Annotated in this window: 28 protein-coding genes and 1 pseudogene; 17 read left to right on the top strand and 12 right to left on the bottom strand. The window is 73.0% G+C overall.

What is annotated here, in order from left to right:
* Positions 1-28 precede the first annotated feature (28 nt).
* The 3 genes from PVK37_RS05620 (at position 29) to PVK37_RS05610 (ending at position 1,764) form a co-directional block, all read left to right on the top strand.
* Positions 29-265 (top strand): GntR family transcriptional regulator, encoded by a 237-nt coding sequence (locus PVK37_RS05620; protein WP_275032670.1) that lies wholly within the window; start codon positions 29-31, stop codon positions 263-265.
* A 148-nt stretch (positions 266-413) separates the two neighbouring features.
* Positions 414-854: an Rv0361 family membrane protein gene (locus PVK37_RS05615; protein WP_275032669.1), complete on the top strand. Its 441-nt coding sequence runs from the start codon at positions 414-416 to the stop codon at positions 852-854.
* Positions 855-1,146: 292 nt separating this feature from the next.
* The gene (locus PVK37_RS05610; RefSeq protein ID WP_275032668.1) at positions 1,147-1,764 is read left to right on the top strand and encodes a C39 family peptidase; all 618 of its coding nucleotides are present in this window, start codon (positions 1,147-1,149) and stop codon (positions 1,762-1,764) included.
* A 58-nt stretch (positions 1,765-1,822) separates the two neighbouring features.
* Here PVK37_RS05610 and PVK37_RS05605 read toward each other — a convergent pair whose 3' ends face one another.
* A complete protein-coding gene (locus PVK37_RS05605; RefSeq protein ID WP_275032667.1) occupies positions 1,823-2,059 on the bottom strand; it encodes a type II toxin-antitoxin system Phd/YefM family antitoxin in 237 nt (78 codons plus the stop codon).
* Positions 2,060-2,174: 115 nt separating this feature from the next.
* On the opposite strand from PVK37_RS05605, the gene PVK37_RS05600 reads away from it, so the two are divergent.
* Positions 2,175-2,378 carry a helix-hairpin-helix domain-containing protein gene (locus PVK37_RS05600; protein WP_275034973.1) on the top strand — a complete coding sequence of 68 codons (204 nt, stop codon included), beginning with the start codon at positions 2,175-2,177 and terminating at the stop codon, positions 2,376-2,378.
* 21 nt (positions 2,379-2,399) lie between these two features.
* On the opposite strand, the gene PVK37_RS05595 is transcribed toward PVK37_RS05600, so the two are convergent.
* From PVK37_RS05595 to PVK37_RS05575, 5 genes are all read right to left on the bottom strand, one after another.
* Positions 2,400-3,125, bottom strand: coding sequence for a CDP-alcohol phosphatidyltransferase family protein (locus PVK37_RS05595; RefSeq protein WP_275032666.1), 726 nt, complete (start codon positions 3,123-3,125; stop codon positions 2,400-2,402).
* Complete coding sequence (locus tag PVK37_RS05590) at positions 3,100-4,167, bottom strand: iron-containing alcohol dehydrogenase family protein (RefSeq protein ID WP_275032665.1); 1,068 nt, start codon at positions 4,165-4,167, stop codon at positions 3,100-3,102. The genes PVK37_RS05595 and PVK37_RS05590 overlap by 26 nt, the downstream gene beginning before the upstream one ends.
* Positions 4,155-4,886 (bottom strand): phosphocholine cytidylyltransferase family protein, encoded by a 732-nt coding sequence (locus PVK37_RS05585; RefSeq protein WP_275032664.1) that lies wholly within the window; start codon positions 4,884-4,886, stop codon positions 4,155-4,157. The genes PVK37_RS05590 and PVK37_RS05585 overlap by 13 nt, the downstream gene beginning before the upstream one ends.
* A 155-nt stretch (positions 4,887-5,041) precedes the next feature.
* Positions 5,042-5,818 carry a hypothetical protein gene (locus tag PVK37_RS05580; RefSeq protein ID WP_275032663.1) on the bottom strand — a complete coding sequence of 259 codons (777 nt, stop codon included), beginning with the start codon at positions 5,816-5,818 and terminating at the stop codon, positions 5,042-5,044.
* The gene (locus tag PVK37_RS05575) at positions 5,815-6,264 is read right to left on the bottom strand and encodes an NUDIX hydrolase (RefSeq protein ID WP_275032662.1); all 450 of its coding nucleotides are present in this window, start codon (positions 6,262-6,264) and stop codon (positions 5,815-5,817) included. Before PVK37_RS05575 ends, PVK37_RS05580 begins: the two co-directional genes overlap by 4 nt.
* 136 nt (positions 6,265-6,400) lie before the next feature.
* Here PVK37_RS05575 and PVK37_RS05570 point away from each other — a divergent pair, with 136 nt between their 5' ends.
* From PVK37_RS05570 to corA, 3 genes are all read left to right on the top strand, one after another.
* Positions 6,401-6,844 carry an ester cyclase gene (locus PVK37_RS05570; protein ID WP_275032661.1) on the top strand — a complete coding sequence of 148 codons (444 nt, stop codon included), beginning with the start codon at positions 6,401-6,403 and terminating at the stop codon, positions 6,842-6,844.
* Between the two features lie 103 nt (positions 6,845-6,947).
* Positions 6,948-8,042, top strand: coding sequence for an aminotransferase-like domain-containing protein (locus PVK37_RS05565; RefSeq protein WP_275032660.1), 1,095 nt, complete (start codon positions 6,948-6,950; stop codon positions 8,040-8,042).
* A gap of 326 nt (positions 8,043-8,368) precedes the next feature.
* A complete protein-coding gene (corA, locus tag PVK37_RS05560; RefSeq protein ID WP_275032659.1) occupies positions 8,369-9,517 on the top strand; it encodes a magnesium/cobalt transporter CorA in 1,149 nt (382 codons plus the stop codon).
* A gap of 142 nt (positions 9,518-9,659) precedes the next feature.
* Here the strand turns inward: corA and PVK37_RS05555 are convergent, their stop codons facing one another.
* On the bottom strand, positions 9,660-10,448 hold the full coding sequence (locus PVK37_RS05555) for a hypothetical protein (protein ID WP_275032658.1): 789 nt from the start codon (positions 10,446-10,448) through the stop codon (positions 9,660-9,662).
* Positions 10,449-10,532: 84 nt separating this feature from the next.
* Between PVK37_RS05555 and PVK37_RS05550 the strand changes: the two genes are divergently transcribed.
* Both PVK37_RS05550 and PVK37_RS05545 read left to right on the top strand, forming a co-directional pair.
* Positions 10,533-11,063, top strand: a complete 531-nt coding sequence (locus tag PVK37_RS05550; protein ID WP_275032657.1) for a peptidylprolyl isomerase — start codon at positions 10,533-10,535, stop codon at positions 11,061-11,063.
* A gap of 259 nt (positions 11,064-11,322) precedes the next feature.
* The gene (locus PVK37_RS05545; protein WP_275032656.1) at positions 11,323-12,258 is read left to right on the top strand and encodes a rhomboid family intramembrane serine protease; all 936 of its coding nucleotides are present in this window, start codon (positions 11,323-11,325) and stop codon (positions 12,256-12,258) included.
* Positions 12,259-12,428: 170 nt separating this feature from the next.
* Here the strand turns inward: PVK37_RS05545 and PVK37_RS05540 are convergent, their stop codons facing one another.
* The gene (locus PVK37_RS05540; RefSeq protein WP_275032655.1) at positions 12,429-12,863 is read right to left on the bottom strand and encodes a PH domain-containing protein; all 435 of its coding nucleotides are present in this window, start codon (positions 12,861-12,863) and stop codon (positions 12,429-12,431) included.
* A gap of 63 nt (positions 12,864-12,926) precedes the next feature.
* On the opposite strand from PVK37_RS05540, the gene PVK37_RS05535 reads away from it, so the two are divergent.
* From PVK37_RS05535 to PVK37_RS05505, 7 genes and pseudogenes are all read left to right on the top strand, one after another.
* Positions 12,927-14,099, top strand: coding sequence for a thiolase family protein (locus PVK37_RS05535; protein ID WP_275032654.1), 1,173 nt, complete (start codon positions 12,927-12,929; stop codon positions 14,097-14,099).
* Positions 14,100-14,191: 92 nt separating this feature from the next.
* On the top strand, positions 14,192-15,271 hold the full coding sequence (locus PVK37_RS05530; protein ID WP_275032653.1) for a phosphotransferase family protein: 1,080 nt from the start codon (positions 14,192-14,194) through the stop codon (positions 15,269-15,271).
* A 194-nt stretch (positions 15,272-15,465) separates the two neighbouring features.
* Positions 15,466-15,900, top strand: a pseudogene (locus tag PVK37_RS05525) (hypothetical protein); the annotation flags it as partial.
* Between the two features lie 256 nt (positions 15,901-16,156).
* Positions 16,157-16,849 (top strand): response regulator transcription factor, encoded by a 693-nt coding sequence (locus PVK37_RS05520; protein ID WP_275032652.1) that lies wholly within the window; start codon positions 16,157-16,159, stop codon positions 16,847-16,849.
* A complete protein-coding gene (locus PVK37_RS05515; RefSeq protein ID WP_275032651.1) occupies positions 16,842-18,422 on the top strand; it encodes a histidine kinase dimerization/phospho-acceptor domain-containing protein in 1,581 nt (526 codons plus the stop codon). The genes PVK37_RS05520 and PVK37_RS05515 overlap by 8 nt, the downstream gene beginning before the upstream one ends.
* Before the next feature lie 64 nt (positions 18,423-18,486).
* Positions 18,487-19,134: a hypothetical protein gene (locus PVK37_RS05510; protein WP_275032650.1), complete on the top strand. Its 648-nt coding sequence runs from the start codon at positions 18,487-18,489 to the stop codon at positions 19,132-19,134.
* A 155-nt stretch (positions 19,135-19,289) separates the two neighbouring features.
* Positions 19,290-19,985: a glycosyltransferase family 2 protein gene (locus PVK37_RS05505; RefSeq protein ID WP_275032649.1), complete on the top strand. Its 696-nt coding sequence runs from the start codon at positions 19,290-19,292 to the stop codon at positions 19,983-19,985.
* 10 nt (positions 19,986-19,995) lie between these two features.
* Here the strand turns inward: PVK37_RS05505 and PVK37_RS05500 are convergent, their stop codons facing one another.
* Positions 19,996-20,874 (bottom strand): transketolase family protein, encoded by an 879-nt coding sequence (locus PVK37_RS05500; protein ID WP_275034972.1) that lies wholly within the window; start codon positions 20,872-20,874, stop codon positions 19,996-19,998.
* 67 nt (positions 20,875-20,941) lie between these two features.
* Positions 20,942-21,694 carry a transketolase gene (locus tag PVK37_RS05495; RefSeq protein ID WP_423791005.1) on the bottom strand — a complete coding sequence of 251 codons (753 nt, stop codon included), beginning with the start codon at positions 21,692-21,694 and terminating at the stop codon, positions 20,942-20,944.
* A 32-nt stretch (positions 21,695-21,726) separates the two neighbouring features.
* On the opposite strand from PVK37_RS05495, the gene soxR reads away from it, so the two are divergent.
* Entirely contained in the window at positions 21,727-22,179 is a 453-nt protein-coding gene (gene soxR / locus PVK37_RS05490) for a redox-sensitive transcriptional activator SoxR (protein ID WP_275032647.1), read from the top strand.
* 53 nt (positions 22,180-22,232) lie between these two features.
* Here soxR and PVK37_RS05485 read toward each other — a convergent pair whose 3' ends face one another.
* Positions 22,233-23,222, bottom strand: coding sequence for an NAD(P)H-quinone oxidoreductase (locus PVK37_RS05485; RefSeq protein ID WP_275032646.1), 990 nt, complete (start codon positions 23,220-23,222; stop codon positions 22,233-22,235).
* Positions 23,223-23,231: 9 nt separating this feature from the next.
* Positions 23,232-23,771 (bottom strand): AAA family ATPase, encoded by a 540-nt coding sequence (locus tag PVK37_RS05480; protein WP_275032645.1) that lies wholly within the window; start codon positions 23,769-23,771, stop codon positions 23,232-23,234.
* Positions 23,772-23,850 lie beyond the last annotated feature (79 nt).

Here is a 23,850-nt window from a genome sequence, read left to right as displayed (position 1 = left end):
CCGGGTTCCACAGCCATAAGGTCCGGCCATGATTGATGAGATGTCCCCGACGCCGTTCTACGTGCAGCTTGCGGACCTCCTCGCCAAGCAGATCGAAGAGGGGAAGCTCAAGCCACGTCACCCCATTCCGAGCGAGTCCTACCTCCAGCAGGAGTACAACGTCTCGCGCGGGACGGTCCGGGCGGCGATCCGGCTGCTTCGGGATCGGGGGATGGTGGCGACCTTCACTGGGCGCGGGACGTACGTCACCGAGCAGAAGTCGTGAGTTCGGGTGCTGGCAGCTGAGGTGTAATCGGCGCGGCGTGTCGTGTAGCTGAGCTGTCAGCAACCGGGGCAGTCCCGGTGGGGTGATAACCAGGGCAGCCCCGATCGGGGGATCAGCCGGGTTGCCGGTGGTCCGTACTGTCGGCGCCGTGGCTGACGAGTCCGAGCTATCCGCCCGTGGCTTCGTGATCGCGATGCTCGGTGTCGGGGTGCTGCTGTGCTGCGGCGTCCCCGGTGGCGCCATCTACCTCGTCCGCAAGGACAACCGGGACGAGGTGGGCATCCGCGCTGCGGGCGACGCGTACCTCACCGCCGTCGTCCGGGGCGACTTCGACGCCGCGTACGACCTGCTGTGCAAGGCGGACCGTAGCCGGGAGTCGCGGGCGGCCTGGGTGGCGCGGGGCCCGCTGGACCCCGCCCCGTCGGGGTTCCGCATCACCGACGTGACCTTCGAACGCCCCATGCACACACCGACCCTGCGTACCGTGATCGCGGAGGTCAGCTACCCGGGGCGGCCGTCCCGTGAGGTGCACCTGCCCGTCGAACAGCAGGGCGGCGACTGGAAGATGTGCAGCCCACAACTGCCGTGACGTCCGGTATGCGCCCGGACGTCCCGTCGGTGGGGTCGGCTGCCCGGTGGAATGGCTGCCCAGGGCCCGGCGTTGTACATGGTTCGGCCAGCGCACCACCAGGCCCGACGCCCGACCGGCGGCCCCCCGGGAACCCCCCGGGAATGCGCCCCGGCCCGCCGTCGTTGCACCACCCTCACGGCCCAGGACCTGCACCACACCCCCACCGTCCCGAGGCCCCCCGGACTTTCCCCCGCGTGGCACCACCCGCCCCCCGGGATGCCGCACACCCCCGACCAGAGGAGACACCACCATGACTGCTCTGATCCGTAAGGCCGCCCTCACCATCGCCGGTACCGCCGTCGTCGGCGGCGCGATCGCCGCCCCGGCCACCGCGTTCGCCGCTCCCGCCGAGCGCCCCGGCAACGCCGAGCGGCAGCTGAACATCCGCTACGAGGCGCAGCCCAACTTCTACTACTGTGGCCCCGCCGCCGCGCGGAACGCACTGACCGCGATGGACAAGGCCCCCGACCAGGATCAGGTGGCCAAGGAGATGGGCACCACCGAGGCCGGCACCGACTCGGCCAACGACATCACCCGCTTCCTGAACAAGGAGACCGGCGGCAAGTACCGCACCGTCGAGATCTCCACCCCTAAGGCCGACGACAAGCAGACCGACAAGCTGCGCGCCGACATCGTCAAGGCCATCGACGACGGCCGCGCCGTGGTCGCCAACATCGCCGGCACCGCCACCGACACCGACGGCGTCAGCCACTCCTTCGAGGGCGGCCACTACCTGAGCGTGGTCGGCTACCGCGACGGCGGCGAGACGGTGAAGATCGCCGACTCGGCGAACCCGGACCAGGCGTCGTACTGGATGACCACCGAGGCCCTGGCCGACTGGACCGCCACCCGCGGCTACTCCAGCTGACCCACGACAGACACGAACGGGCCGGACCCCAACACGGGGTCCGGCCCGTTCGTCGTGGTCATGTCTCCCCGCCTCCGTTGAGCAGCTCTTCGGCGGCCTCGTTCAGCCGGCGTGCATTGGCGGGGCTGGCCATCAGATACGCGGTTTCCTTCAGCGACTCGTACTCACGTAGCGAGATGATGACGGCGGCTTCACGATCGGAGCGGGTGACCACGACCTCTTCGGCATCGTCCACGACGTGGTCGAGCATCTTGGCCAGGTTCTGCCTGACTTCCGAGTAGGTGACGGTGCGCATGGCTGCCTCCCGAACGTGCGTACAAGAACTGAACAAGCACCCAGGGTCGCGCGTTGCCCGAGCGTGCCGGTCGGCCACCGGCCCGACGGTGCGGCCGCCGGCCGGACGCGACATGATGCAGGGTGTGACTGCATCCCTCGACACGCTGCCGAAGATCGGTGCACCGGCGACGCGGGCCCTGCACAGCGCCGGCTACCAGGCCCTGCGTGACCTCGCCGGGGTGCCGCGCGCCGAGTTGGCCGAGCTGCACGGCATGGGACCGAAGGCACTCGCCATCATCCAGAGCGCCCTCGAAGAGCACGACCTGAGCCTGGGCTAGCGGCCCGACGACCCGCCGCCCTCAGCGCAGCGACGCCCGCGCCGAGAAGGCGATGCTGGCGAGCAGGAAGCCGCCGTTGACGACGGTGAACGCCACCACCACCCAGAACGTCAGCGCCGGTACGAAGGTCAGCACCAACCCGGCCACGAAGATCACCGCGCCGTAGTCGCGGACCAGCTTCGCCAGGCGTACCGGCAGGGAGCTGGAGGTGACCATGCTGGCGGCGTTCGGGCCGGCCTGCATGACCGAGGTGACCAGGTTGACCATCCAGGTGCCGGCGAACGCGGCCACCAGCCACACCGGCGTCGACGGGCGCTGCGCCACCATCACCGTGCCCAGGGCGGTGACCAGGGCGATCTGGGCGGCCACGTCGCACAGCACATCCACCCGCGCCCCGGCCGCACTGCCCTGCCCGGTCACCCGGGCGAGCTGACCGTCGGCGCAGTCCAGGGCGTACGCGACCTGCCAGCCGACCAGCGCGACCAGCCCGACCACCCAGGCCGGTACGTCCCCGGCGGCGACCCGGTCGGCGGACGCCACCACGGTCACCGAGGTGGCCAGCCCGAGCACCAGGTTGGTGATGGTCAGCACGGTGGGTTTCAGACCGAGCCGCTGGGCGGTCAGCGCGAACGCCGCCCCCAGCCACTGGCTGAGCGCCTCGCTGAACAGTCCGCCACCTCGGTTCACCCGGTGGAAGTCGGCGAGGGTGGGACGGGACGATTCAGTCAAGGTGGTCGCGGAGTGCACCGGCGTAGTCTGCCAGTCGCTCCCGGGTCTCGGTAGGCGACATCGCCAGGTGCTCCAGGATGGTGTACCGGTCCGGCCGGGTACGCGGGGCGTACTGCACGGCCTCGACGAACTGGGTGTCGGTCAGGCCGATCCCGGCCGGGTCGACGGCCAGGCCGTGCCGGTGCAGGCAGCCGGCGAGCTGGGCGAAGCGCTCCGGTTCGTCACGCAGGAACGTGCAGAACAGCGCCCCCAGCCCGACCTGCTCGCCGTGCGAGGCGGTACCCGGGAAGAGCCGGTCGATGGCGTGCGAGATCTCGTGGTCGCCGCCGCTGGCCGGGCGGGTAGAACCGGCCACCGAGCTGGCGATGCCGCCCAGGATCAGCGCCTCGGCCAGCGTGGTGAGGAAACCGTCGTCGGTGATGGTCCCCGGGTGGTTGACCAGCGCCTCCGCCCCGGTCCGGGCCAGCGTGACGGCCAGGCCGTCGATCGGCTCGTCGCGTACCCGGTGGGCCAGCTCCCAGTCGGCGCAGGCGCTGATGTTGCTGACCGCGTCGCCGATGCCGGCCTGGGTCTGCCGGTCCGGTCCGTTCTCCACGAAGTCCAGGTCGACGATGACCGCGATCGGCATGTGCACCCCGTACGAGCCCCGGCCACCGTCGTGGTCCAGGGAGGCGGTGGGGGAGGCGATGCCGTCGTTGGCGAGGCTGGTCGCCACGGTCACCATCGGGATGCCGTACCGGGTGGCGGCGTACTTGGCGGTGTCGATGGTCTTGCCGCCGCCGATGCCGACCACGGCGTCGTAGTGGCCGGAGCGGAGCCGGTCACCCAGCTCGTTCGCGGCGTCGATGGTGCCGCCGGTGACCATGAACACGTCCGCCGAACCCAGGCTGGGCTGGCACAGGTTGGCGATCTTCTCGCCCTGGCCGGGGCCGACCACCACCGCCACGTCACCCCCGGCGGAGATCCGCCGGTCGGCCAGCAGCGGACCCAGGTCGGCCACCGCGCCGCGCCGGACCTCGATCACCAGCGGCGTGTTGACGGTACGGGCTAGTAGCGGCACGCGATCTCCCGCGCCCGGGCCAGGTCGTCGTGGTTGTCGACCTCGACCCAGGGCACGTCGCCGATCGGGGCCGCCCGCACCTCACCACCCCGGTCGGCGAACTCCTGGTAGCCGTCCTCGTAGTACAGGTTCGGGTCGCGCCGCCAGGTCGCCTCCAGGGCGTCGGCGAGCGCGTCGGCCACCTGCGGCTCGATCAGCGTCGCGCCGATGTACTCCCCGTACGCCTCGCCCGGGTCCATCAGCTTGGTGATCCGGGTGAGCTGGCCGGCGGCGTCGAAGGTGGTCTTCATCTCCTCGTCGGCGAGCGCCTTGATCGTGTCCACGGCGAGCAGGATGCCCGGCCCGCGTTCGGCGAGGAGGGTCTTCTCCACCCCGACCGGGTGCACGGTGTCCCCGTTGACCAGCAGCACACCCCGGGCGAAGTGCTCCCGGGCCAGCCACAGCGAGTACGCGTTGTTCCACTCCTCGGCCTTGTCGTTGTGCACGAGGGTGATGGTGACGCCGTACTTCTCCTCCAGCGCCGCCTGCCGGTCGACCACCGCGTCAGCGGCGTACCCGACCACGATCACGACCTCGGTCAGCCCGACCTCGGCGAGGTTGCGCAGCGCGATGTCGAGGATGGTCGTCTCCCCGTCCACCGGCACCAGTGCCTTGGGCAGGGTGTCGGTGTACGGGCGCAGCCGCCGCCCCGCGCCGGCCGCGAGCACCATCCCGATCATTGACGACATCCTTCCCTCGTACCACGTGGCGTCCCCCGGTGGAGGATAGCCGCGTACGCCGGACGGCCCGACCGCAACCGGGTGCCGGCCCGACCGCAACTGGGTGCCGGGCCGAGCGCAAACCGGCGGGCGGGCCGACCGGCGGGCGGAAGCTGTCAGCCGGGCAGGGCGGCCAGGTCGGCGAGGACGGCCAACCGCTCGTCCGGGGCCAGCACCGTGTACGGGCCGGCCGCCCGCCGGTCGGTCTCCTGCTCGATCGCCAGCCGCTCCGGCCCGTCCGGGAGGGCCTGCACGCTCGTCGCGGTGTGCCCGGCCGCGGTCCACGCCGCGGCGTGCGCGTCGGCCCGGTGGTAGCGCAGGGTGCCCAGCCGGTTGAGCAGCAGCACGCCCGGCGGGGTGCCGTCCGGCTCGTACGGCGGGGCCATCGCCCGGAACGCCGCGCTGGGGGCGGTGCCGTCGTCGGCCTCGTCCACCGTCACCAGCGTGTACGCGAGCAGCCGCCCGAGCGCCTCCACCAGCCGGAGCACCCGGTCGTCGTGACCGGCCCAGAGTTCCTCGGTGACCTCGGCGTGCACCTGGTAGATCTCGGCGAGGAAGGCGGACCCGCGTTCGGTGGCGGAGAACGCCCCGTCGGCGCGTCGGTGGATCATCCCGTGGGCCACCTGCTTGTCCATGGCCCGTTTGCAGACGGCGGGATCGCGGTAGCGGTTCACCGCCGCGAAACCGGCCGCGTCGACCGTGCCACCGGGTGCGGCCAGCCGGGTCCGGAACTCCACCAGGAAAGCGGTGGCGGCCTGGCCGCCGTACCGCTGGGCCAGCTCGGCACCACCGCCGTCGCGGCCGGCGAGCATGCCGGCGACGAAGATCCGGTCCACCGCCGGGGCGACCAGCCCCGCGAACTGGTGCGGCGGCAGCTCTACCCCGTCGCTCACCGGCCGATCGAACGTAGGGCGGCGAACGCGTCCTCCGCGATCCGCCGGATCAGGCCGTCGTTGACGTCGCGGTGCTCGTCGAGGACGTCGATGTCCGGCTCGGCCAGCCAGCGGAACTCGGTGTGCTTGCCCGGTTCCAGCCGGGGCCGGTCGAGGTCACCGTCGACCCGGACCAGGAAGTCGGTCTCCACCCGTTCCAGCCCGTCGTCGCCGGTGTAGCGGTACTCGCCGACCACGGCGAGCACGTGCGAGACGGTCCAGCCGGTCTCCTCGGCCACCTCGCGGCGCAGCGCGTCCTCGACCTCCTCACCCGGTTCCAGATGGCCGCCCGCGATGTCCCAGGTGTTGGGGAAAAGTCGTCGTTGCGGGGACCGGCGCTGGAAGAAGATACGGCCGGCGTCGTCGACGATCAGTGCGCCTGCGCAGCGTAGAGGCTCGGTGGACACGCCTTGACCCTAGCGAGCGATCACCGTCCCGGCGACCGCCAGGACTCCCCGCGCAACCGGGCGGGTGTGGGCGGCCGATCGACGGGTAGAGATAGGTGGCGGACGCGGGCCGGTGCCGCGTCGCCGGGAGGTCACCATGCGCAGCGCCAGGGAACTCGTCGAACAGCAGTACGCGATGCTCCGCCAGCGGGACCTCGCCCGGCTGCCCGAGCTGTACGCGGACGACGCCTTCTACTCCATGCCGGGCCTGACGGTCCGGCCGATCGAGCTGCCCGCGCTGCTGCGGGCCTGGATGGGGGCCTTCCCCGACCTGCGGCCCGAGCTGACCGGGCTGGTCGACACCGCCGGCGGGGTGGTGGTGGAGCAGCGGATGACCGGTACGCACACCGGCGCGCTGCACACCTCGCTGGGTACGGTCGCCCCGACCGGCCGGACGGTGAGCTGGGACGTGGTGGACGTGGTCCGGGCCCGGCACGGGCTGATCGCCTCCTGGCGCTCCTACTTCGACCAGGGACTCCTCCTGGCCGACCTGGGCTGGCGGCCCGAACCGGCCCCCGTCGACACCCCACTCGCCGCCTGAACCGTCGTCCCCCGGTCCCGGGTCACCCGGTCCGGTGGCTCAGGATGCGGACATCGCCGTGCCGTCGGCGAGCAGCCGCCAGCCGCCCGTACGCTCAGTAGCCATGACCGCCGAGCAGCTGATCTCCTTCGCCCGTGGCGCTCCCTCGCTGGACATCGTCGATGTCGAGGGGCTCAAGGCCGCCGCCGTCCGTGCCTTCGACGCCGACCCCGCCGGAGTGACGGCGTACGGCACCTCCGTCGGTTACCCGCCCCTCCGGAAGTGGATCGCCGACAAGCACGGGGTGCAGCCGGAGCAGGTCCTGGTCACCAACGGTTCGCTCCAGGCCGACGCGTTCCTCTTCGACCACCTGGTCCGCCCCGGCGACGCCGTCGTGGTGGAACGACCCACCTACGACCGGACGCTGCTGAACCTCCAGCGGCAGGGCAGCGAGCTGCACGCGGTCACCATCCAGCCGGACGGCCTGGACACCGCCGAGCTGCGCAAGCTGCTGGAGTCCGGGGTACGCCCCCGACTGGCCCACGTCATCCCGAACTACCAGAACCCGGCCGGCGTGACGCTCTCCCTGGAGAAGCGGCGTGAGCTGCTCGACCTGGCCGCCGAGTACGGCTTCACCATCTTCGAGGACGACCCGTACGCCGACATCCGGTTCCGGGGCGAGCCGCTGCCGTCGATGCTGTCGCTGGACACCCGGGGCGTGGTGGTGCACGCCTCCAGCTTCACCAAGACGGTCTGCCCGGGGGTCCGGGTCGGTTACCTGGTGGGTCCGGCGGACCTGATCGCCGACATCGCGAAGAAGGCCACGAACCTGTACATCTCGCCGGGCATGGTGTCCGAGGCGATCGTGCACCAGTTCTGTGTCTCGGGCGACATCGAGCGGTCGATCGAGACCGTGCGGACCGCGCTGGGCGAGCGGGCCCGGGTGCTGGGCGAGTCGCTGCGCCGGCACATTCCCGAGGCCCGCTTCGTCGAGCCGGACGGTGGCTACTTCCTCTGGGTGGAACTGCCGGAGGACGTGGACGTGGACCGGCTCGCCCCGGCCGCCGCCGAGCGGGGCGTGGCCGTGGTGAAGGGCAGCGACTTCCTGCTCGACGGCGGTCGGCACGCGCTGCGGCTGGCCTTCTCGGCGGTCACCGCCGACCGGATCGACGAGGGCGTCCGTCGACTGGCCGAGGCGGTCCAGGCGGTACGCGGCTAGGTTCTGTCAACTTTCCGACAGTCAACCCTGCGTCAGCCGGCCCGGGACTGCACCCGGGCCGGCCGACGGCCCACAATGCAGCGAGCACCGTTCACGTCGTAGGCCCTGGTGGGCCCGGTCGTCCCGGTACGTCGACGGTGCCGCGAGCACCATCCCCCGCCCCCACGGCGTCGGGTGGGCCGGGTCGCACCTCACCCCCTTCGACGCGGTCCGGTCCACCCGACGCCACCCGGGCCGGACGTGCCGGTCCGCGCGCCCGGTCCGACCGGCGGTAGGCGGCGTACCCTGCAAGCCGCACCAGCCGTGGGTGGGAGGAGGGCGCCGTCATGTCTGACCGGACCGATCGGAGCCGGAACACACCCCTCGGCACCGGCCGGGTGCTCCGCCCCCGGGCCTGGACGGCACCGGTCCGGGCGATGAGCCGCATCCTCAACACCGAGGACAGCCACCGTCCTCCGGCCGCCAGCGGCCCGGACCGCAACTCCGTGGTGGACTGCGCCCTCTACGTCGAGGGCGTCCGGCAGCCCGGCGACTGGCATCACGCCGACGCGCTCGCCGCCGCCCGCCGGCAACCCGACGCGTTCGTCTGGCTCGGCCTGCACGAGCCGGGACTGGCCGAGATGACCGCCATCGCAGCCACCTACGGCCTGCACGAACTCGCCGTCGAGGACGCCGTCAAGGCCCAGCAGCGCCCCAAGCTGGAGCAGTTCGGCGAGGTCAGCTTCCTGGTGCTGCGCACCGCCCGGTACTGCGAGCACACCGAACTGACCGAGACCTCCGAGGTGGTGGAGACCGGTCAGGTGATGCTCTTCATCGGCCCGGACTTCGTGATCAGCGTCCGGCACGGGGACGCCTGCCGGCTCGCGCCCGTCCGGGCCGACCTGGAGAACACCCGCGACCTGCTGCTGCACGGCCCGTGGGCGGTGGCGTACGCGGTCACCGACCGGGTGGTGGACCTCTACCTGGAGGTCGCCGACCAGGTCGAGGACGACCTGGACGTGCTGGAGGCGGAGGTCTTCGACCGGCAGAGCCACGGCCGGATCCAGCGGATCTACCAGATGAAGCGGGAACTGGTCGAGTTCAAGCGGGCGGTGGTCCCGTTGCAGCGTCCGCTGATGACGCTCACCGCCCAGGTCAACCGGGACGTGCCGAAGGAGATCCGGCGCTACTTCCGGGACGTGCAGGACCACCTCAGCCGGACCGTCGAGCAGGTCAACTCGTACGACGACCTGCTGAACTCGATTCTCCAGGCCCGGCTGGCGCAGGTCACCGTCGACCAGAACAACGACATGCGCAAGATCGCCGCCTGGGCCGCCATCGCCGCGGTGTGGACCGCGATCGCCGGCATCTACGGCATGAACTTCGAGAACATGCCGGAACTGAAGATGACGTACGGCTATCCGGTGGTACTCGCCCTGATGCTGGCGATCTCGCTGGCGCTGTACCGCTGGTTCCGCCGCAACGGCTGGCTCTGAGCCTTCCCCACCGGTGAGCCTTCCGCACCGCAACGGTCGGCGCGGAGCCTTCGGGCCGGGTGGTGGTGCGGCGCGCCGGCGGTGCGGAGGCGTACCCCCGCCTCGCCGGCGCTGCTCCCGACCCGGCGCTGTTCCCAGAGGCTCAGCGGCGGCCGGTGCCGCCGCTGGTGGTGTTCCCCATCGCCGCGCTGATGTCGTCGGCCGGCCGCCCGGTTACGTCGCGGGCACCCTCGGCCACCGAGGGGACCTTGTCGTTCGGGTGGATCACCGGCTGGGGGCTCGGGGCCGTGGTGGAGGCGCTGCCGCCCTTCGCCACGGCCGAGCTGCCGGCACCCGTCGGGCCGCCGGCCTTCGCCGCACCCGCGGTCTCCGGCTTCGGGGCGGCCGGGGTCCGGACCTCGATGGTCTCCACCTCGTCGTGCATCGGCTCCAGGCTGCGCGGCTCGGTGCGGGCGGGCTGGTACTCGGCCCACTCCTGCCGGTCCCGACGCCGCCGCATCGCGATCGCACCGGCCACCCCGGCCACCGCGCCGGCGGCGAGCAGGCCGGTCATCATGCCCCCGCCCCGACGGGCCTTCTTCTTCTGCTGCTTGACCATTCGCATGTTCTTCGCCTTCGCCTTCTTCGCCACCGTGCCGGCCTGGGCCGCGCGACCCCGGGCAGCCACGGCCAGCGGGGCGAGCGTGGCGACCGTCGAACCCCACCCCTGGGCGGTCCGGTCCCGGACCAGCACGGCGGTCGGTGCCACCGCGCCCCGGGCCGCCCGCACCCGCGGGCTGACCGTCTGGCCGACCCCCCGGGACGCGTACGTGGCCGCCTGCATCAGGTGATTGACGCCCCGGTCGAGTTCGACCCTGGCCAGCTGCCCCTGGGTCTTACGCCGCCCGATTCCAAACACGGTCCCACCTCCTGGGAGTTGTTCCTTCGTCATCCTCCACCTTCGGATGCCTCCGCACTGCCAGATCGGGCACATGGGAGGATCCGCATGGAACTGACCGACAAGTGAGGAGTACCCGTGGCCGAGGCTGTCTACGCCACCCTGCACACCAACCATGGCCCGATCCGGCTGGAGCTCTTCCCCGACCACGCTCCGAAGACCGTCCGCAACTTCGTGGAGTTGGCCGAGGGCACCAAGGAGTACAAGGACCCGCGCACCGGCCAGCCGGGCAGCGGGCCGTACTACGACGGCACCATCTCGCACCGCGTGATCAGCGGCTTCATGGTCCAGATGGGTGACCCGACCGGCACCGGGCGGGGCGGGCCGGGCTTCCAGTTCGCCGACGAGTTCCACCCGGACCTGCGCTTCGACCGGCCGTACCTGCTGGCGATGGCGAACGCCGGGCCGGGCACCAACGGCTCGCAGTTCTTCATCACCGTCGGCCCGACGCCGCACCTGAACAACCGGCACACCATCTTCGGTCAGGTCGCGGACGAGGACTCGGCGAAGGTCGTCGACTCGATCGCCAACACCCCGACCGGCCCGAGCGACCGGCCGCTGTCGGACGTGGTCATCGAGCGGGTGCAGATCGAGCGCTCCCCGGCCTGAGCTTCCCGGTCACCGGCCCGGGGGCGGCTGCTCCCGGGCCACCCGGACCGCCGCGCCCCGGCGGTCGCCACTCCCGGGCCGGGTGACCGCTGCTCCCGGCTCACCGGCCCGCCGTTCCCGGGGCATCGAACGCCCCGCCCCGGCCCGGCGGTCGCCGCTGCCGGGTCCGGGTCCGCGTGTCCCGGGTACAGGCCCGCGCGCGAGGTACCTTTGCTCGCATGACTGAGCGCCCCGCGTGCGTGGACGGGAGGCCGAGGCCGTGAGCGAGTCCCCGCCCACCACCCCGGTCTGCTACCGGCACCCCGGCCGGGAGACGTACGTCCGGTGCACCCGCTGTGACCGTCCGATCTGCCCCGAGTGCATGCGGGACGCATCCGTCGGGCACCAGTGCCCGGAGTGCGTGGACGAGGGTCGGCGTTCGGTGCGTCCGGCGCGTACCGCCTTCGGTGGCGGTGTCGCCGGCCGCGAGGGCTACGTGACCAAGGCCCTGCTCGGCCTGAACGTGATCATGATGCTGCTCTCCATCGCCTCGGACCGGGGCGGCGACTCGGCCGCCGGCGGTTCCGGCTTCGGCGGTCTGATGGGCGGCAGCACCCCGCTGACCGAGTGGGGCGCGGTGCTGGGCCGGGCGCTGTTCCCCGACGGGGCCGTGCACGGGGTCGCCGAGGGCGAGTGGTACCGCCTGCTCACCGCCATGTTCCTGCACTACGGCGTGGTGCACCTGCTGCTGAACATGTGGGCGCTGTGGGTGCTCGGCCGGTCGCTGGAGGCGGCCCTCGGTCCGCTGCGGTTCCTGGCGCTCTATCTGATCGCCGGCTTCGGCGGGAACGTCGCGGCGTACCTGTTCAGCGCGCCCAACTCGGCCACCGCCGGTGCCTCGACCGCCATCTTCGGCCTGTTCGCCGCGCTCTTCGTGATCATGCGCAGGCTGGGTCGGGACACCTCGGCCGTGGTGCCGATCCTGGTGATCAACCTGGTCTTCACCTTCGCCGTACCGGGCATCTCCATCGCCGGCCACCTGGGCGGGCTGGTCGCCGGGGCGCTGATGGCCCTGGTCCTGGCCTACGCCCCCCGGATGCGTCGCTCGGTCTTCCAGTTCGCCGGCGGAGCGGTCATCGTGGTCGCCCTGCTCGGGTTGGTCCTCGTCCGCACCGCCACCCTCCTCGGAGGCTGGGCCGCATTCCTCGGCGGCTGACCGGCGGCTGCCGTCAGGCTGTACTCCCGCCGGGCCGTCCTTCCGGCAGGTTGACGCGGGGCGGGCTTCCGCCGGGCTGTCCTCCCGGCGGGTTGACGCGGGGCGGGCTGGTCCGGGGGCTGTGGCCGGGCCGCCCACCCGGCCAGCTCGACCCCGGTGGGCCTGGCCGGTCAGTCCGGTCGGTGAGCCCGGAGGAACTCGGCCACCTCGGCCGGATCGGTGCCGAGGTCGTGCCGGGTGAGCAGGTACAACGACTCGCCCGCGTCGATCTCCAGGAACTGGCTGCGAACCCCGAAGCGGGGCCGGTCGTCCATCCGGACCGACTCGACGGCGGACCAGTCGAGTCGACGCCGACCCGCGAAGCCGGTGACCACGGTCACGCCCTGCGGGTCGACCGCGAGCCGGACCGGGGCCAGCAGGTCACGTAACGCCCAGCCGGTCAACCCGGCCGCGCCCAGCCCGGCCAGCACGAGCTGGACCGGGTCACCCTCGGCGAACAGCAGCCCGAGCGCCACCAGGAGCAGCGCCCCGGCCAGCTTCACCACCGGCAGTTTCACCGGCACCCGCCACTGCCGGACGGTGGACACGGAGGGTTCGGTACTCATCCGTCCAGGATGCCGTGCCGAGGACGTAGGATCGAGGGACCTCAAGGTTACCGGGGAGTAGACATGAGTGACGCGGTTATCGTCGGCGCGGTGCGGACCCCGGTCGGGCGACGCAAGGGCAGCCTGGCCGGGGTGCACCCGGTCGACCTCTCGGCGCACGTGCTGCGGGCCCTCGCCGAGCGCACCGGCATCGACCCGGCGCAGGTCGACGACGTGATCTGGGGCTGCGTCTCCCAGGTCGGCGAGCAGTCGTGGAACATCGCCCGCAACGCCGTACTCGCCGCCGGCTGGCCGGAGTCCGTCCCCGGCACCACGCTCGACCGGCAGTGCGGCTCCAGCCAGCAGGCGCTGCACTTCGCCGCCGCCACCGTCCTCTCCGGGCAGGCCGACCTGGTGGTCGCCGGGGGCGTCGAGTCGATGACCCGGGTGCCGATGGGCTCCAGCGTCGCCGGTGGCCTGCCCTTCAGCGACCAGGTCCGGGACCGGTACCGGGGCGTCCGCGGGTTCGCCGAGGACGAGCCGCTGCCGTTCAACCAGGGCGTCGGCGCGGAGCTGATCGCCGAACGCTGGCACTTCTCCCGTACCCAGCTCGACGAGTACGCCCTGGCCAGCCACGAGAAGGCAGCCGCCGCGCAGGACGCCGGGGCGTTCGACCCCGAACTGGCCCCGGTCGCGCTGGCCGACGGCGGCAAGCTCGCCGCCGACGAGGGCATCCGCCGGGACACCTCGCTGGCGAAACTCGGCGAGCTGAAGACCCCGTTCCGCGCCGACGGCGTGGTCACCGCCGGCTCCGCGTCGCAGATCTCCGACGGCGCGGCGGCGCTCGCCGTCACCACCGCCGAGTGGGCCAGGCGGCACGGCCTGCGCCCGCTGGCCCGGGTGCACACCGCCGTCGTCGCCGCCGACGACCCAGTCACCATGCTCACCGCCCCGATCCCGGCCACCGCGAAGGCGCTGCGCCGCGCCGGGCTGGGCATCGAGGAGATCGGGGTGTACGAGGTGAACGAGGCGTTCGCCCCGGTACCGCTGGCCTGGCTGGCCGAGACGGAGGCGGACCCGGAGCGGCTGAACCCGCGCGGCGGGGCGATCGCCCTCGGGCACCCGCTCGGCGCGTCCGGGGCCCGGATCATGACCACGATGCTCCAGCACATGCGGGACAACGGCATCCGGTACGGCCTGCAGACCATGTGCGAGGGCGGCGGCATGGCCAACGCCACCATCGTCGAGCTGCTGTAGGAGGCCGTGGCCGGTGCGGGCGGGGAGACGGTGGCCGGTGCGGACCGGAAACCCGTGGCCGAGGCCGGGTGGCAGCGCCTAGTCTGCCGCCCGTGACCACCTCCCCGCCCCCGACCGCCGCCGGGCAGCCCACCGTCGACACCGTCGCCGACGCCGGCCCGGGTCACCCTGTCGCCGACGCCGCCCCGGGGCGGTGCGCCGTCTCCGATCAGAGCTGGACCGGGCAGGCCCGGGACTGGCTGACCGACGAACTGGCCAGACACGGCCGTCGGGTCACCGGTCCGGTCGAACCCCGGGTACGCCCCTGGTCGACGGTGTGGCGCGTCCCCACCGACGGCGGCACGTACTGGTTCAAGGCGAACAGCGCCGACACGGCGTACGAAGCGGGTCTGGTCCGTGCGCTCGCCCGGATCGCCCCCGGACGGGTGCCCGACCCGGTGGCGGGCGACACCCGACGGGGCTGGACGCTGCTGCCGGACGGCGGGGAGACCCTGCGTGACGTGCTCGACCGGCAGCGCGACCCGATGCTCTGGGAACGGATCCTCCCGGTGTACGCCGAGCTGCAACTCGCCACCGTCGACCGGGTGGACGAGCTGCTCACGCTCGGCGTACCGGACCACCGGCCGGCTGCCCTGCCGGAGCAGTTCGCCGGGCTGCTCGACGACCGGGAGTGGCTGCTGTTCGACCAGCCGGACGGCCTCACCCCGGACGCCTACGACCGGCTGCGTGGGCTGCTGCCGGAGTTCACGGACCGGTGCCGCCGGCTGGACGAACTGGCCGTCCCCGCCGCCCTCCAGCACGACGACCTGCACGACGGCAACGTCTTCGCCGGAGCCGACGGGTGCCGCATCTTCGACTGGGGGGACGCCTCGGTCAGTCACCCGTTCGGCACCCTGCTGGTGACGCTCCGCTCGGTCGCGTACGGGTTCGACCTGCCCGTGGGTGATCCGGCGCTGGCCCGGCTGCGGGACGCGTACCTGGAACCCTGGTCGGCCCGGCACGACCGCCCGACGCTGCTGGAGTCGCTCGACCTGGCGTTCCACCTCGCCAAGGTCACCCGTGCGCTGTCCTGGCGGCGGGCCCTGCGGACCGCGGAGCCGGCGGACCGGCAGGAGTACGCGGCGGCGGTGCCCGGCTGGCTCGGTGAGTTGTTCACGCCGAACCCGCTCTGACCGCCGTCCCGTCACGGTCCGCCGCCCCCGGGGACAGGCGGCGTCGGCTTGGTGCCGCCGGCAAGGGTGGCCCTGCCCTGCCACCCCCGGACAGGAGGTGCCGGACAGGCGGCGTCGGCTTGGTGCCGCCGGACAGGTGGTGCGCCGGTGGGTCGGTGGAAGTTCCGCGCCGGCCGGTGCGTCGTTGAGTGCGTATGGACGTCTTCTCCCGAACGTTCCTGCCCGCCGCCGCCGAGACCGGGCTGGCCGTCCAGACCGCCAGCCGACACCTGCCCGTGTTCCGCCGCTGCGTGCGCCCGGACGACGCGACGATCCTGGTCACCCGCTGTACCCGTCCGGACCGTCCGGTGTCCGGGGACTACCTGCTGCTGATGACGTACCAGCGGCTGGTCGTCACCCGGCAGAGCCCGCTGCTGCACCGGCTGCACCTCTACCTGAACACCGAACTGCGGCACCTCGGCAACGTCGCCTGGAATCCCGACCCGCGACGGCAGCGGCTGGAGCTGTCCGCCACCGCGATCGACGGGGTACGGGAACGCTTCCTGATCCGGACGGACGACCCGACGCAGGTGTGGCAGCTCGACACCCTGCTCGACCATGCCTTCCGGTCCCGGCTGCGGTTGCCGCGTACGGCGGGCGCCGTGCCGGGGATGTCGGCCGCCGTGCCGGGTCGGTCGGGCGCGGTGCCAGGGACGGCGGGTGCCGGGCCGGGACGGTCGGGTCCCGTGCCGGGGGCGTCGGGTGCCGGTCGGCGGCCCGCCCTGTCCGGCTGACCGGGCCACCCCGGGCCGGCGGCTGCACCGGTCGCCCGGCCCTCCGGCGTCCTTACCGAATCCGAACACGGCAACCCGCCGTCCGTGCCGACCGGTCAGGAATCATGGGTCGGTGAGCGTCGACGTAGCGCACCGTGGTCTCGTCCTCGTGGTCGAGGACGAGACCGCCATCGCCGACCTGGTCCGGCTCTACCTGGCCCGGGACGGGTTCGGCGTACACGTGGAGCGGGACGGCCAGGCCGGGTTGGCCGCCGCCCGCCGGCTCCGGCCGGTGGCCTGTGTGCTGGACATCACCCTGCCCGGCCTGGCCGGCACCGAGATCTGCCGGCGGCTGCGCGAGGCCGGCGACTGGACGCCGGTCATCTTCCTCACCGCCCGGGACGACGAGGTGGACCGGATCCTCGGCCTGGAGTTGGGCGCCGACGACTACGTGACCAAGCCGTTCAGTCCACGGGAACTGGTCGCCCGGGTCCGCACGGTGCTGCGTCGGGCCGCCGGTACGCCGGACGGCGCGGACCGGCCCCGCCAGGTCGGTGCGGTCGTCCTCGACCCGGCCCGGCGGACGGTCACCGTCGCCGGGTCACCGGTCCAGCTCACCTCCACCGAGTTCGACCTGCTCGCCCATCTGATGGCCCGTCCCGGGCGGGTCTACACCAGGGAGGAACTGCTCGCCGGGGTCTGGGGCTACGCGGCGCACGCCGGCACCCGCACGGTCGACGTGCACGTGGCGCAGGTACGGGCCAAGCTGGGGGACGCCAGCGTGATCCGTACCCACCGGGGCGTCGGGTACGCCGCCGATGGCTGAGCACCCCGGCGGCCGACCCCCGCCACCACCCCGGTCCGCCGCAGCCCAGCCGACGGTGGCGCTGCCGCTGCTCGGTGCCCGTCCGACGCCCCCGCGTCGGCCCCGGCTCGGGCGTACCCTGACCGCCCGCGCGATCCTGGTCACCTGTGCGGTGGCCCTGGTGTCGGTGCTGGTCACCGCGGTCGTCGCGGTCCCCCTGGCGATACGCAACGCGGAACGGCAGGCGCAGGACGCGCTCGCCGCGCAGGCCCGGCTGACCGCCGAGGTGCTGCGGTTCCGGCTCAACCGGGGCCGGCCCGCCGACGAGGACCGGCTGCTCCGGCTGCTCGCCAACCAGGAGATCGACGCGTACCTGATCCGGGACGGCCGGGTGGACCGGCCCGGCCTGCCACCCCAGGTGGTGGAGCGGGTCGCCAACGGTCGCAACATCTCCGGCCGGCGGCTCGTCTCCGGGCGACCGGCGCTGGTCGAGGGGCGGGCGCTGACCGAGGGCAACGGCGTGGTGCTCACCCGCAAGCGCAGCACCGGGCTGTGGCGGCAGGTGCTGCCGAGCATCTGGCTGCCGCTGCTCGCCGGCCTCGCCGCCGGGGTGGTCGCCGGCTCGCTGCTCGCCCGCCGGTTGGCCCGACCGATCCGGCAGGCGGCCACCGCCGCCGCCCGGCTCAGCGCCGGGGACCGGGCGGTACGCCTGCCGGTCGAGCCGCCCGACGAGGTCGCCGAGTTGGCGTACGCGCTGAACGGGCTGGCCGCCGCGCTCGCCACCAGCGAGGGACGGCAGCGGGAGTTCCTGCTGTCGGTCTCGCACGAGCTGCGTACCCCGTTGACCGCCGTGCGGGGGTACGCGGAGGCGTTGGCGGACGGCGTGCTCGGCCCGGCCGAGGCCGAACAGGCCGGGCGGACCATGCTCGGTGAGGCGGAACATCTGGACCGGCTGGTCAGCGACCTGTTGGCGCTGGCCCGGCTGGAGGCCGCCGACTTCGCGCTCGACCCGGTACCGGTGGACCTGGCCCGGCTCGCCACCGAGGCGGCCCCCACCTGGACGGCCCGCTGCGCCGGGGTGGGCCTGGCGTTCCGGGTCGAGGTGCCGGACCATCCGGTGCCGGCGTACACCGACCCGGGACGGATTCGGCAGGTGGTGGACGGCCTGCTGGAGAACGCGCTGCGGGTGGTGCCGCCGGGCGCGCCGGTGGTGCTCGCGGTCCGGCCGGCCGGACCCGGGCCGGCCCCGGGCGTCGGCGGCCCCGGGCACGAACGGGGGGTCGGCGGCCCCGGGTCCGCCCAGGGTGCCGGTCCCGTCTCCGGACCGGCACCGGCGGCCGGCGGGGTGATCGAGGTCCGTGACGGCGGACCGGGCTTCACCGACGACGACCTGGCGGTGGCGTTCGAACGGGGGGCCCTGCACCAGCGCTACCGGGGGATCCGCAAGGTCGGTAGCGGGCTGGGGCTGGCCCTGGCCGCCGGCCTGGTCCGTCGCCTCGGCGGGACGATCACCGCCGGGCACGCCCCGGAGGGCGGGGCGGCGTTCACCGTGCTGCTGCCCGCCGATCCTTACCGGATCCGAACACGCACCTGACCCTCCGCACTCCGACGCCGGGAACGCTGAGGGCGTACCGGGAAGGTCGAGGAGAGGAACACCGATGAGACGCTGGGGTCACGTCACCACCACCGCCACCACCGCGCTGCTGACGGCGGTCGCGCTGGGGGTCGCCGGCTGCGGTCCGGTCGGCGGCACGACGGCCGCCGACGGTACGCCCACCGGCGCGGTCGAGGTGGTCGCCGCGCTGGGCGCGGAGGGTCAGGCCCTCGCCGCGCTGGGCTTCGACGCGGACGACCTCGACGTCGAGCCGGTCGCCGCCGCGTCGGCCCCCGCGTCGTCGGCCCCCGGGTCGTCGGCAGCCCCGGACGGGAACACCGGTGGGGAGCGTGCCGGTGACCGGCCCCGCCGGGAGCGGATCGAGCAGTGGCGGGAGAAGCGTCGGGCCCGGGTGCTGTTGCGCCGCAACGCCCTGCACGGCGAGGCGGTCGTGCAGACCAAGGACGGCGGTACGAAGACCGTGGTGGTGCAGCGCGGCGAGGTCACCGCGGTCGACGGTGACTCGATGACCGTCAAGTCCACCGACGGCTTCACCCTGACCTGGAGGTTCGGCGACGACCTGCGGGTGGTGGAGCGCCGGACGACGGTGCAGCCCGACCAGGTGAAGGTCGGTACGAAGGTCGGCGTGGCCGGCGCGAAGGACGGCGACGCGAACGTGGCCCGGCTGGTGCTCGTACCCCGCGCGAAGTGATCCTGACGCACCGACCGGCCGCCCTCGGAGCCCTTCGGTCCGGGGGCGGCCGGCTGGACCGGACGCGCCGGGGCGTCGTTGCCGACGCGTGTCTCCGGCCGAATACCGCCAGGTTAGGCTAGGTCCGACTTACTGTCGCCAGCGTGGAGATACCCGTGAAGCTTTCGATCCTCATGCCGGTATACAACGAGGAGGAACGCATCGCGGACGCCCTCAAGCAGGCGTTGGCGGTCGAGTACCCGTGCGACATCGAGCTGCTCGTGGTCGACGACGGCAGCCGGGACGGGACGGCGGAGGTCCTCGGTCGGGTCGACGACGCCCGGCTCCGGGTGATCACCCACCCGCGTAACGCCGGCAAGGGCGCGGCGATCCGGACGGCGGTGGCCCGCGCCGAGGGCGACTACATGGTCATCCTCGACGCGGACCTGGAGTACGACCCGCAGGACATCCCCAAGCTGCTCGCCCCGGTGCTCGAGGGCCGGGCCACCGTGGTCTACGGCAACCGCACCTTCGGCAGTCACAGCGCGTACAGCTTCTGGTACGTGATGGGCAACAAGGGCGTCACCACGGTGGCGAACGTGCTGTTCAACTCGTACATCGGTGACCTGGAGACCTGCTTCAAGCTGATGCCGGTCGAGCTGTACCGCTCCCTCGACGTGCGGTCCCGGGGCTTCGGGATGGAGGCCGAGGTGACCGGCAAGCTGCTGCGCCGGCGCATCCGCCCGTACGAGGTGCCGATCAGCTACCGGGCGCGGGGCCGCGAGGAAGGCAAGAAGATCACCTGGAAGGACGGCGTCGAGGCGCTCTGGATCCTGGGTCGGGAACGCACCCGCCGCCGTCCGGTCAGCTAGCCGCCCCACCTCAGCTCAGGAAGGCGTCGACCGCGCGACGGATGCCGGCGGCGTCCAGCCCGTGCCAGCGGTTGTGGTCCGCCGCCGTACCGTAGCGGCGCAGGTCCTTCCGTCCCACCCCGAGCGCCAGCACCTGGTGCGGCCGGTCCGTCAGCGCGTCGGCGACCACCCGGCTGGACGTACCGGCCAGGTAGGGCTCGACCAGGATCACCTCGGTGGTCGCGAGCGCCCGCAGGCCGGCGGTGTCGAACGGTCGCGGGCGGTGCGTGTACGCCACCGTCACCGGCAGCCCCTCGACCGCCGCCAGCGCCTCGTCCAGCAGCGGGCCGACCGCCACCAGCAGCGGCGTGCCCGGTCCGGCGTCCCGGACCACCCGCAGGTCCCCGTTCCCGCCGTACGGGCGGCGGTTCGCCATCGTCGACAACCGCAGGTACACCGGATCGTCGGCGGCCACCGCCGCCCGCAGCAGCGGGGCGACCTCGTCCGGGTGCCCCGGCACGTGCACCGTCCAGCCGTGCAGCGTGTCGATCAACGCGACGTCCGCGGGGGAGAGGTGGGTGCGTCCGGCCTCCGGCCGGTCGTAGGAGGCCCCCACGCTGACCAGCACCGCGGTCACGTCCTGGTGGTCGAGGTCCAGCTTGATCTGCTCGTACGCCCGCTCGACCAGGAACGGGGCGTACGTGTGCACGATCGGCCGCAGCCCGGTGAGCGCCAGCCCACCGCCCACCCCGACCAGCAACTGTTCCCGGATGCCCACGTTGATCACCCGGTCCGGGTGCCGGCGGGCCGCCTCCTGGAAGCTGTCCGCCGAGATGTCGGCCAGCACCAGGGCGGTACGCGGGTCCTCGGTCAGCAGTTGGTGGGTGGTGTCGACGAAGACGTCCCGCATCACGGTGTCCTGGTGGTGCTGCGGTGGTACGGCTCCGGTCTGCGCTTCGGCCAGTACGCTCATCGGCTCATTCCTTCGGTTCGACGACCGCGACGACGACGTGCGGCCGGTGCTGGTCGTGCCCGGTCAGGGCGGCGTACAGGGCGTCGTGGTCCCGTCCGTCGACGGTGGCGGCGGTCCAGCCGTTCACGGTGAACCGGTCGGCGATGCCGCCGGGCCAGCCGTGCGTGGCGGAGGAGTTGTCCACCACGATCGCGGTGAGTCCGCCGAGCCCGGTCGCGCCCGCGTAGGCGACGGCCTCGTGGTTGGAGCCCTCGTCGAGTTCGGCGTCGCCGAGCAGGACGTACACCCGTGGGCCGAGCAGGCCCTGGGCGCGCAGGCCGAGGGCGGTGCCGACGCCCAGGCCGAGGCCGTGCCCGAGCGAACCGGAGCCGATCTCGACTCCGGGCACCAGGGTGCGGTCGGGGTGGCCGCCGAGCCGGTTGGTGGGGCTGTGCAGGTCGTCCAGCCAGTCCGGCGGGACGAAGCCCTTCGCGGCGAGAATGGCGTAGTAGCCGGCGACGGCGTGCCCCTTGGACAGCAGGAACCGGTCCCGCTCCGGGTCGTCGGTCCGCTCCGGCGAGATCCGCAGGATCCGGTCGTACAGCACCCAGAGGACGTCGATGGTCGAGTAGACGTTGCTGGTGAAATCGTCCTCCCGGGTGGCCGCGATGCGGTCCAGCAGCGGCGTGACCGGGGCGGGGAGGTGCGGTCCGGTAGGTTGCCGGCCGGAGCGGGCAGGGGTGCTGGCGATGGTGACGGTCATGCGGCTAGCCTGCAACTTGAAGCGCACTTCAACTCAAGGGCGACGTGATGCACGAGTCACTGACCATCGGCCAGCTCTCCGCCCGCAGCGGAGTGGCCCCCTCGGCGCTGCGCTACTACGAGCGGCTCGGCCTGATCCGCGCCGAACGCACCGGCGGCAACCAGCGCCGCTACGCCCGCACCGAACTGCGCCGGGTGGCGTTCATCAGGATCGCCCAGCAGGTTGGCGTCTCACTCGAGGAGATCCGGGAGGCGCTCGACTCGCTGCCCGAGTCCCGAATCCCCAGCGTGCAGGACTGGGCCCGGCTCTCCGAAGCCTGGCGCAGCCGGCTGGACGAGAAGATCCGGCTGATCACGAAGCTGCGGGACGACCTGTCCGGCTGCATCGGCTGCGGCTGCCTGTCCCTGCAACGCTGCACCCTCAACAACCCCGGGGACGCCCTGGCCAGCCAGGGCCCCGGCGCCCGCCTCCTCCTCCCCTCCGACCCCGCCTCTGCCTGACTTCGGTGACCGTGGCGGGAGACGGCCCTCCCGGGGGCCGTTCCCCACCACGATCAGCTCTGCGCCGGGCCGACGACCAGCAGCACCTTGCCCAGATGGTCACTCGACTCGACCAGCCGGTGCGCAGTCGCCGCGTCCGCCATCGGCACCCGCCGGTCCACCACCGGCCGGATCGCGCCCGACTCCACCAGCGGCCACACCTGCTCCCGTACGCCCCGGACGATCGCCGCCTTCTCCGCCAGCGGCCGGGACCGCAGCGCCGTCGCGGTCACCGAGGCCCGCTTCGCCAGCAGCGCCCCCAGGTCCAGTTCGCCCTTACGTCCGCCCTGCATGCCGATCACCACCAGCCGCCCGCCGGTCGCCAACGCGGCCACGTTCCGCCCCAGGTAGGCCGCGCCCATGATGTCCAGGATCACGTCAGCGCCCCGCCCGTCGGTGACCCGACGCACCTCCTCGACGAAGTCCTGCTCCCGGTAGTCGACGGTGTGCGTGGCACCCAGCTCACGCAGCCGGTCGTGCTTGCCGGACCGGGCGGTCGTCACCACCGTCGCGCCGAGCGCCGCGCCCAACTGGATCGCGAACGTGCCGATACCGCTGCCGCCGCCGTGCACCAGCAGCGTCTCGCCCTTCGCCAACCCGGCCACCTGCACCACGTTCGACCAGACCGTGCAGGCCACCTCGGGCAGCGCGGCGGCGTCCACCGGGTCCACCCCGGCCGGCACCGGCAGCACCTGCCCGGCCGGCACGGCGACCCGCTCCGCGTACCCGCCGCCGGCCAGCAGCGCGCACACCTCCTGGCCCACCCGCCACCCGGTCACGTCGGGGGCGGTGGCGCTCACCACCCCGGCGCACTCCAGACCCGGGTACGCGGGCGCGCCCGGCGGTGGCGGATAGTGCCCCTGCCGTTGCAGCAGGTCGGCCCGGTTCACCGCGCTGGCCCGGACGTCCACGATCACCTCGCCGGGGCCGGGCTCCGGATCGGGCACCTCCGCCCAGGTCAGCGCTTCGGGTCCACCGGGCTCCGGAATCGTGATCGCACGCATGCCTCCGTCTTACCCGATCCGGCCCTCGGTCCACGCACGGTCGATGATCTCCGCCACCGTCTGGTCGGGGGTATGTCCGGACGTGTCCAGCCACAGCCCGATCCGGGGCGTGTCGGCCCGGAACCCGGCGTCCAGGTCGGCGACCGGCCAGTCCCCGTACCCCCGCTTGGCGCGACCCTGCTCGCGGGCGGCGACCACCTCCGGGCGCGGGGCGAGCACCACCACGGCGAGCGGCCGGTGCCGGATCCGGTCGACCATCGCCGGCAGGTCCGCGCCGAGGATCACGTCCTGGCAGACCACGGTGAAGCCGGCGGCGGCGTACGCGTCGGCGGCCGACGCGGTCAACTGGTAGCGCAGCCGGAGCTGCCGCCACGCCTCGTCGGACGGATCGGCGGTCATCTCCGCCCGGCCGCCGACGACCATCCGCCGGAAGACGTCCCCGCGCAGGTGCACCGAGCGGGACAGTCGCCGGGCCAGCAGTTCGGCCACTGTGGACTTGCCGGCCGCCATGATGCCGGTGATCAACACGACCGAAGGACTGTCCCACATGCCGCGATGATCCCATGCCGGGGCGGGACGCCGACTCGCGAAGTCGCCCGGTCATGGCAGACTAGGCACGTCGTGTTCC

Origin of the sequence: Micromonospora cathayae (genome assembly GCF_028993575.1) — a bacterium.
In the GTDB taxonomy this organism is placed as follows: Bacteria; Actinomycetota; Actinomycetes; order Mycobacteriales; family Micromonosporaceae; genus Micromonospora; species Micromonospora cathayae.
This window is presented reverse-complemented; position numbering and strand designations above follow the sequence as displayed.

Bases quoted from the DNA above. Each gene is read 5' to 3' on its own strand.
- PVK37_RS05620 (WP_275032670.1), top strand. From the start codon at position 29: ATGATTGATGAGATGTCCCCGACGCCGTTCTACGTGCAGCTTGCGGAC.
- PVK37_RS05610 (WP_275032668.1), top strand. From the start codon at position 1,147: ATGACTGCTCTGATCCGTAAGGCCGCCCTCACCATCGCCGGTACCGCC.
- PVK37_RS05605 (WP_275032667.1), bottom strand. From the start codon at position 2,059: ATGCGCACCGTCACCTACTCGGAAGTCAGGCAGAACCTGGCCAAGATG.
- PVK37_RS05600 (WP_275034973.1), top strand. From the start codon at position 2,175: ATGCAGGGTGTGACTGCATCCCTCGACACGCTGCCGAAGATCGGTGCA.
- PVK37_RS05585 (WP_275032664.1), bottom strand. From the start codon at position 4,886: ATGATCGGGATGGTGCTCGCGGCCGGCGCGGGGCGGCGGCTGCGCCCG.
- PVK37_RS05570 (WP_275032661.1), top strand. From the start codon at position 6,401: ATGCGCAGCGCCAGGGAACTCGTCGAACAGCAGTACGCGATGCTCCGC.
- PVK37_RS05565 (WP_275032660.1), top strand. From the start codon at position 6,948: ATGACCGCCGAGCAGCTGATCTCCTTCGCCCGTGGCGCTCCCTCGCTG.
- corA (WP_275032659.1), top strand. From the start codon at position 8,369: ATGTCTGACCGGACCGATCGGAGCCGGAACACACCCCTCGGCACCGGC.
- PVK37_RS05555 (WP_275032658.1), bottom strand. From the start codon at position 10,448: ATGACGAAGGAACAACTCCCAGGAGGTGGGACCGTGTTTGGAATCGGG.
- PVK37_RS05540 (WP_275032655.1), bottom strand. From the start codon at position 12,863: ATGAGTACCGAACCCTCCGTGTCCACCGTCCGGCAGTGGCGGGTGCCG.
- PVK37_RS05535 (WP_275032654.1), top strand. From the start codon at position 12,927: ATGAGTGACGCGGTTATCGTCGGCGCGGTGCGGACCCCGGTCGGGCGA.
- PVK37_RS05515 (WP_275032651.1), top strand. From the start codon at position 16,842: ATGGCTGAGCACCCCGGCGGCCGACCCCCGCCACCACCCCGGTCCGCC.
- PVK37_RS05510 (WP_275032650.1), top strand. From the start codon at position 18,487: ATGAGACGCTGGGGTCACGTCACCACCACCGCCACCACCGCGCTGCTG.
- PVK37_RS05500 (WP_275034972.1), bottom strand. From the start codon at position 20,874: ATGCGGGACGTCTTCGTCGACACCACCCACCAACTGCTGACCGAGGAC.
- soxR (WP_275032647.1), top strand. From the start codon at position 21,727: ATGCACGAGTCACTGACCATCGGCCAGCTCTCCGCCCGCAGCGGAGTG.
- PVK37_RS05485 (WP_275032646.1), bottom strand. From the start codon at position 23,222: ATGCGTGCGATCACGATTCCGGAGCCCGGTGGACCCGAAGCGCTGACC.
- PVK37_RS05480 (WP_275032645.1), bottom strand. From the start codon at position 23,771: ATGTGGGACAGTCCTTCGGTCGTGTTGATCACCGGCATCATGGCGGCC.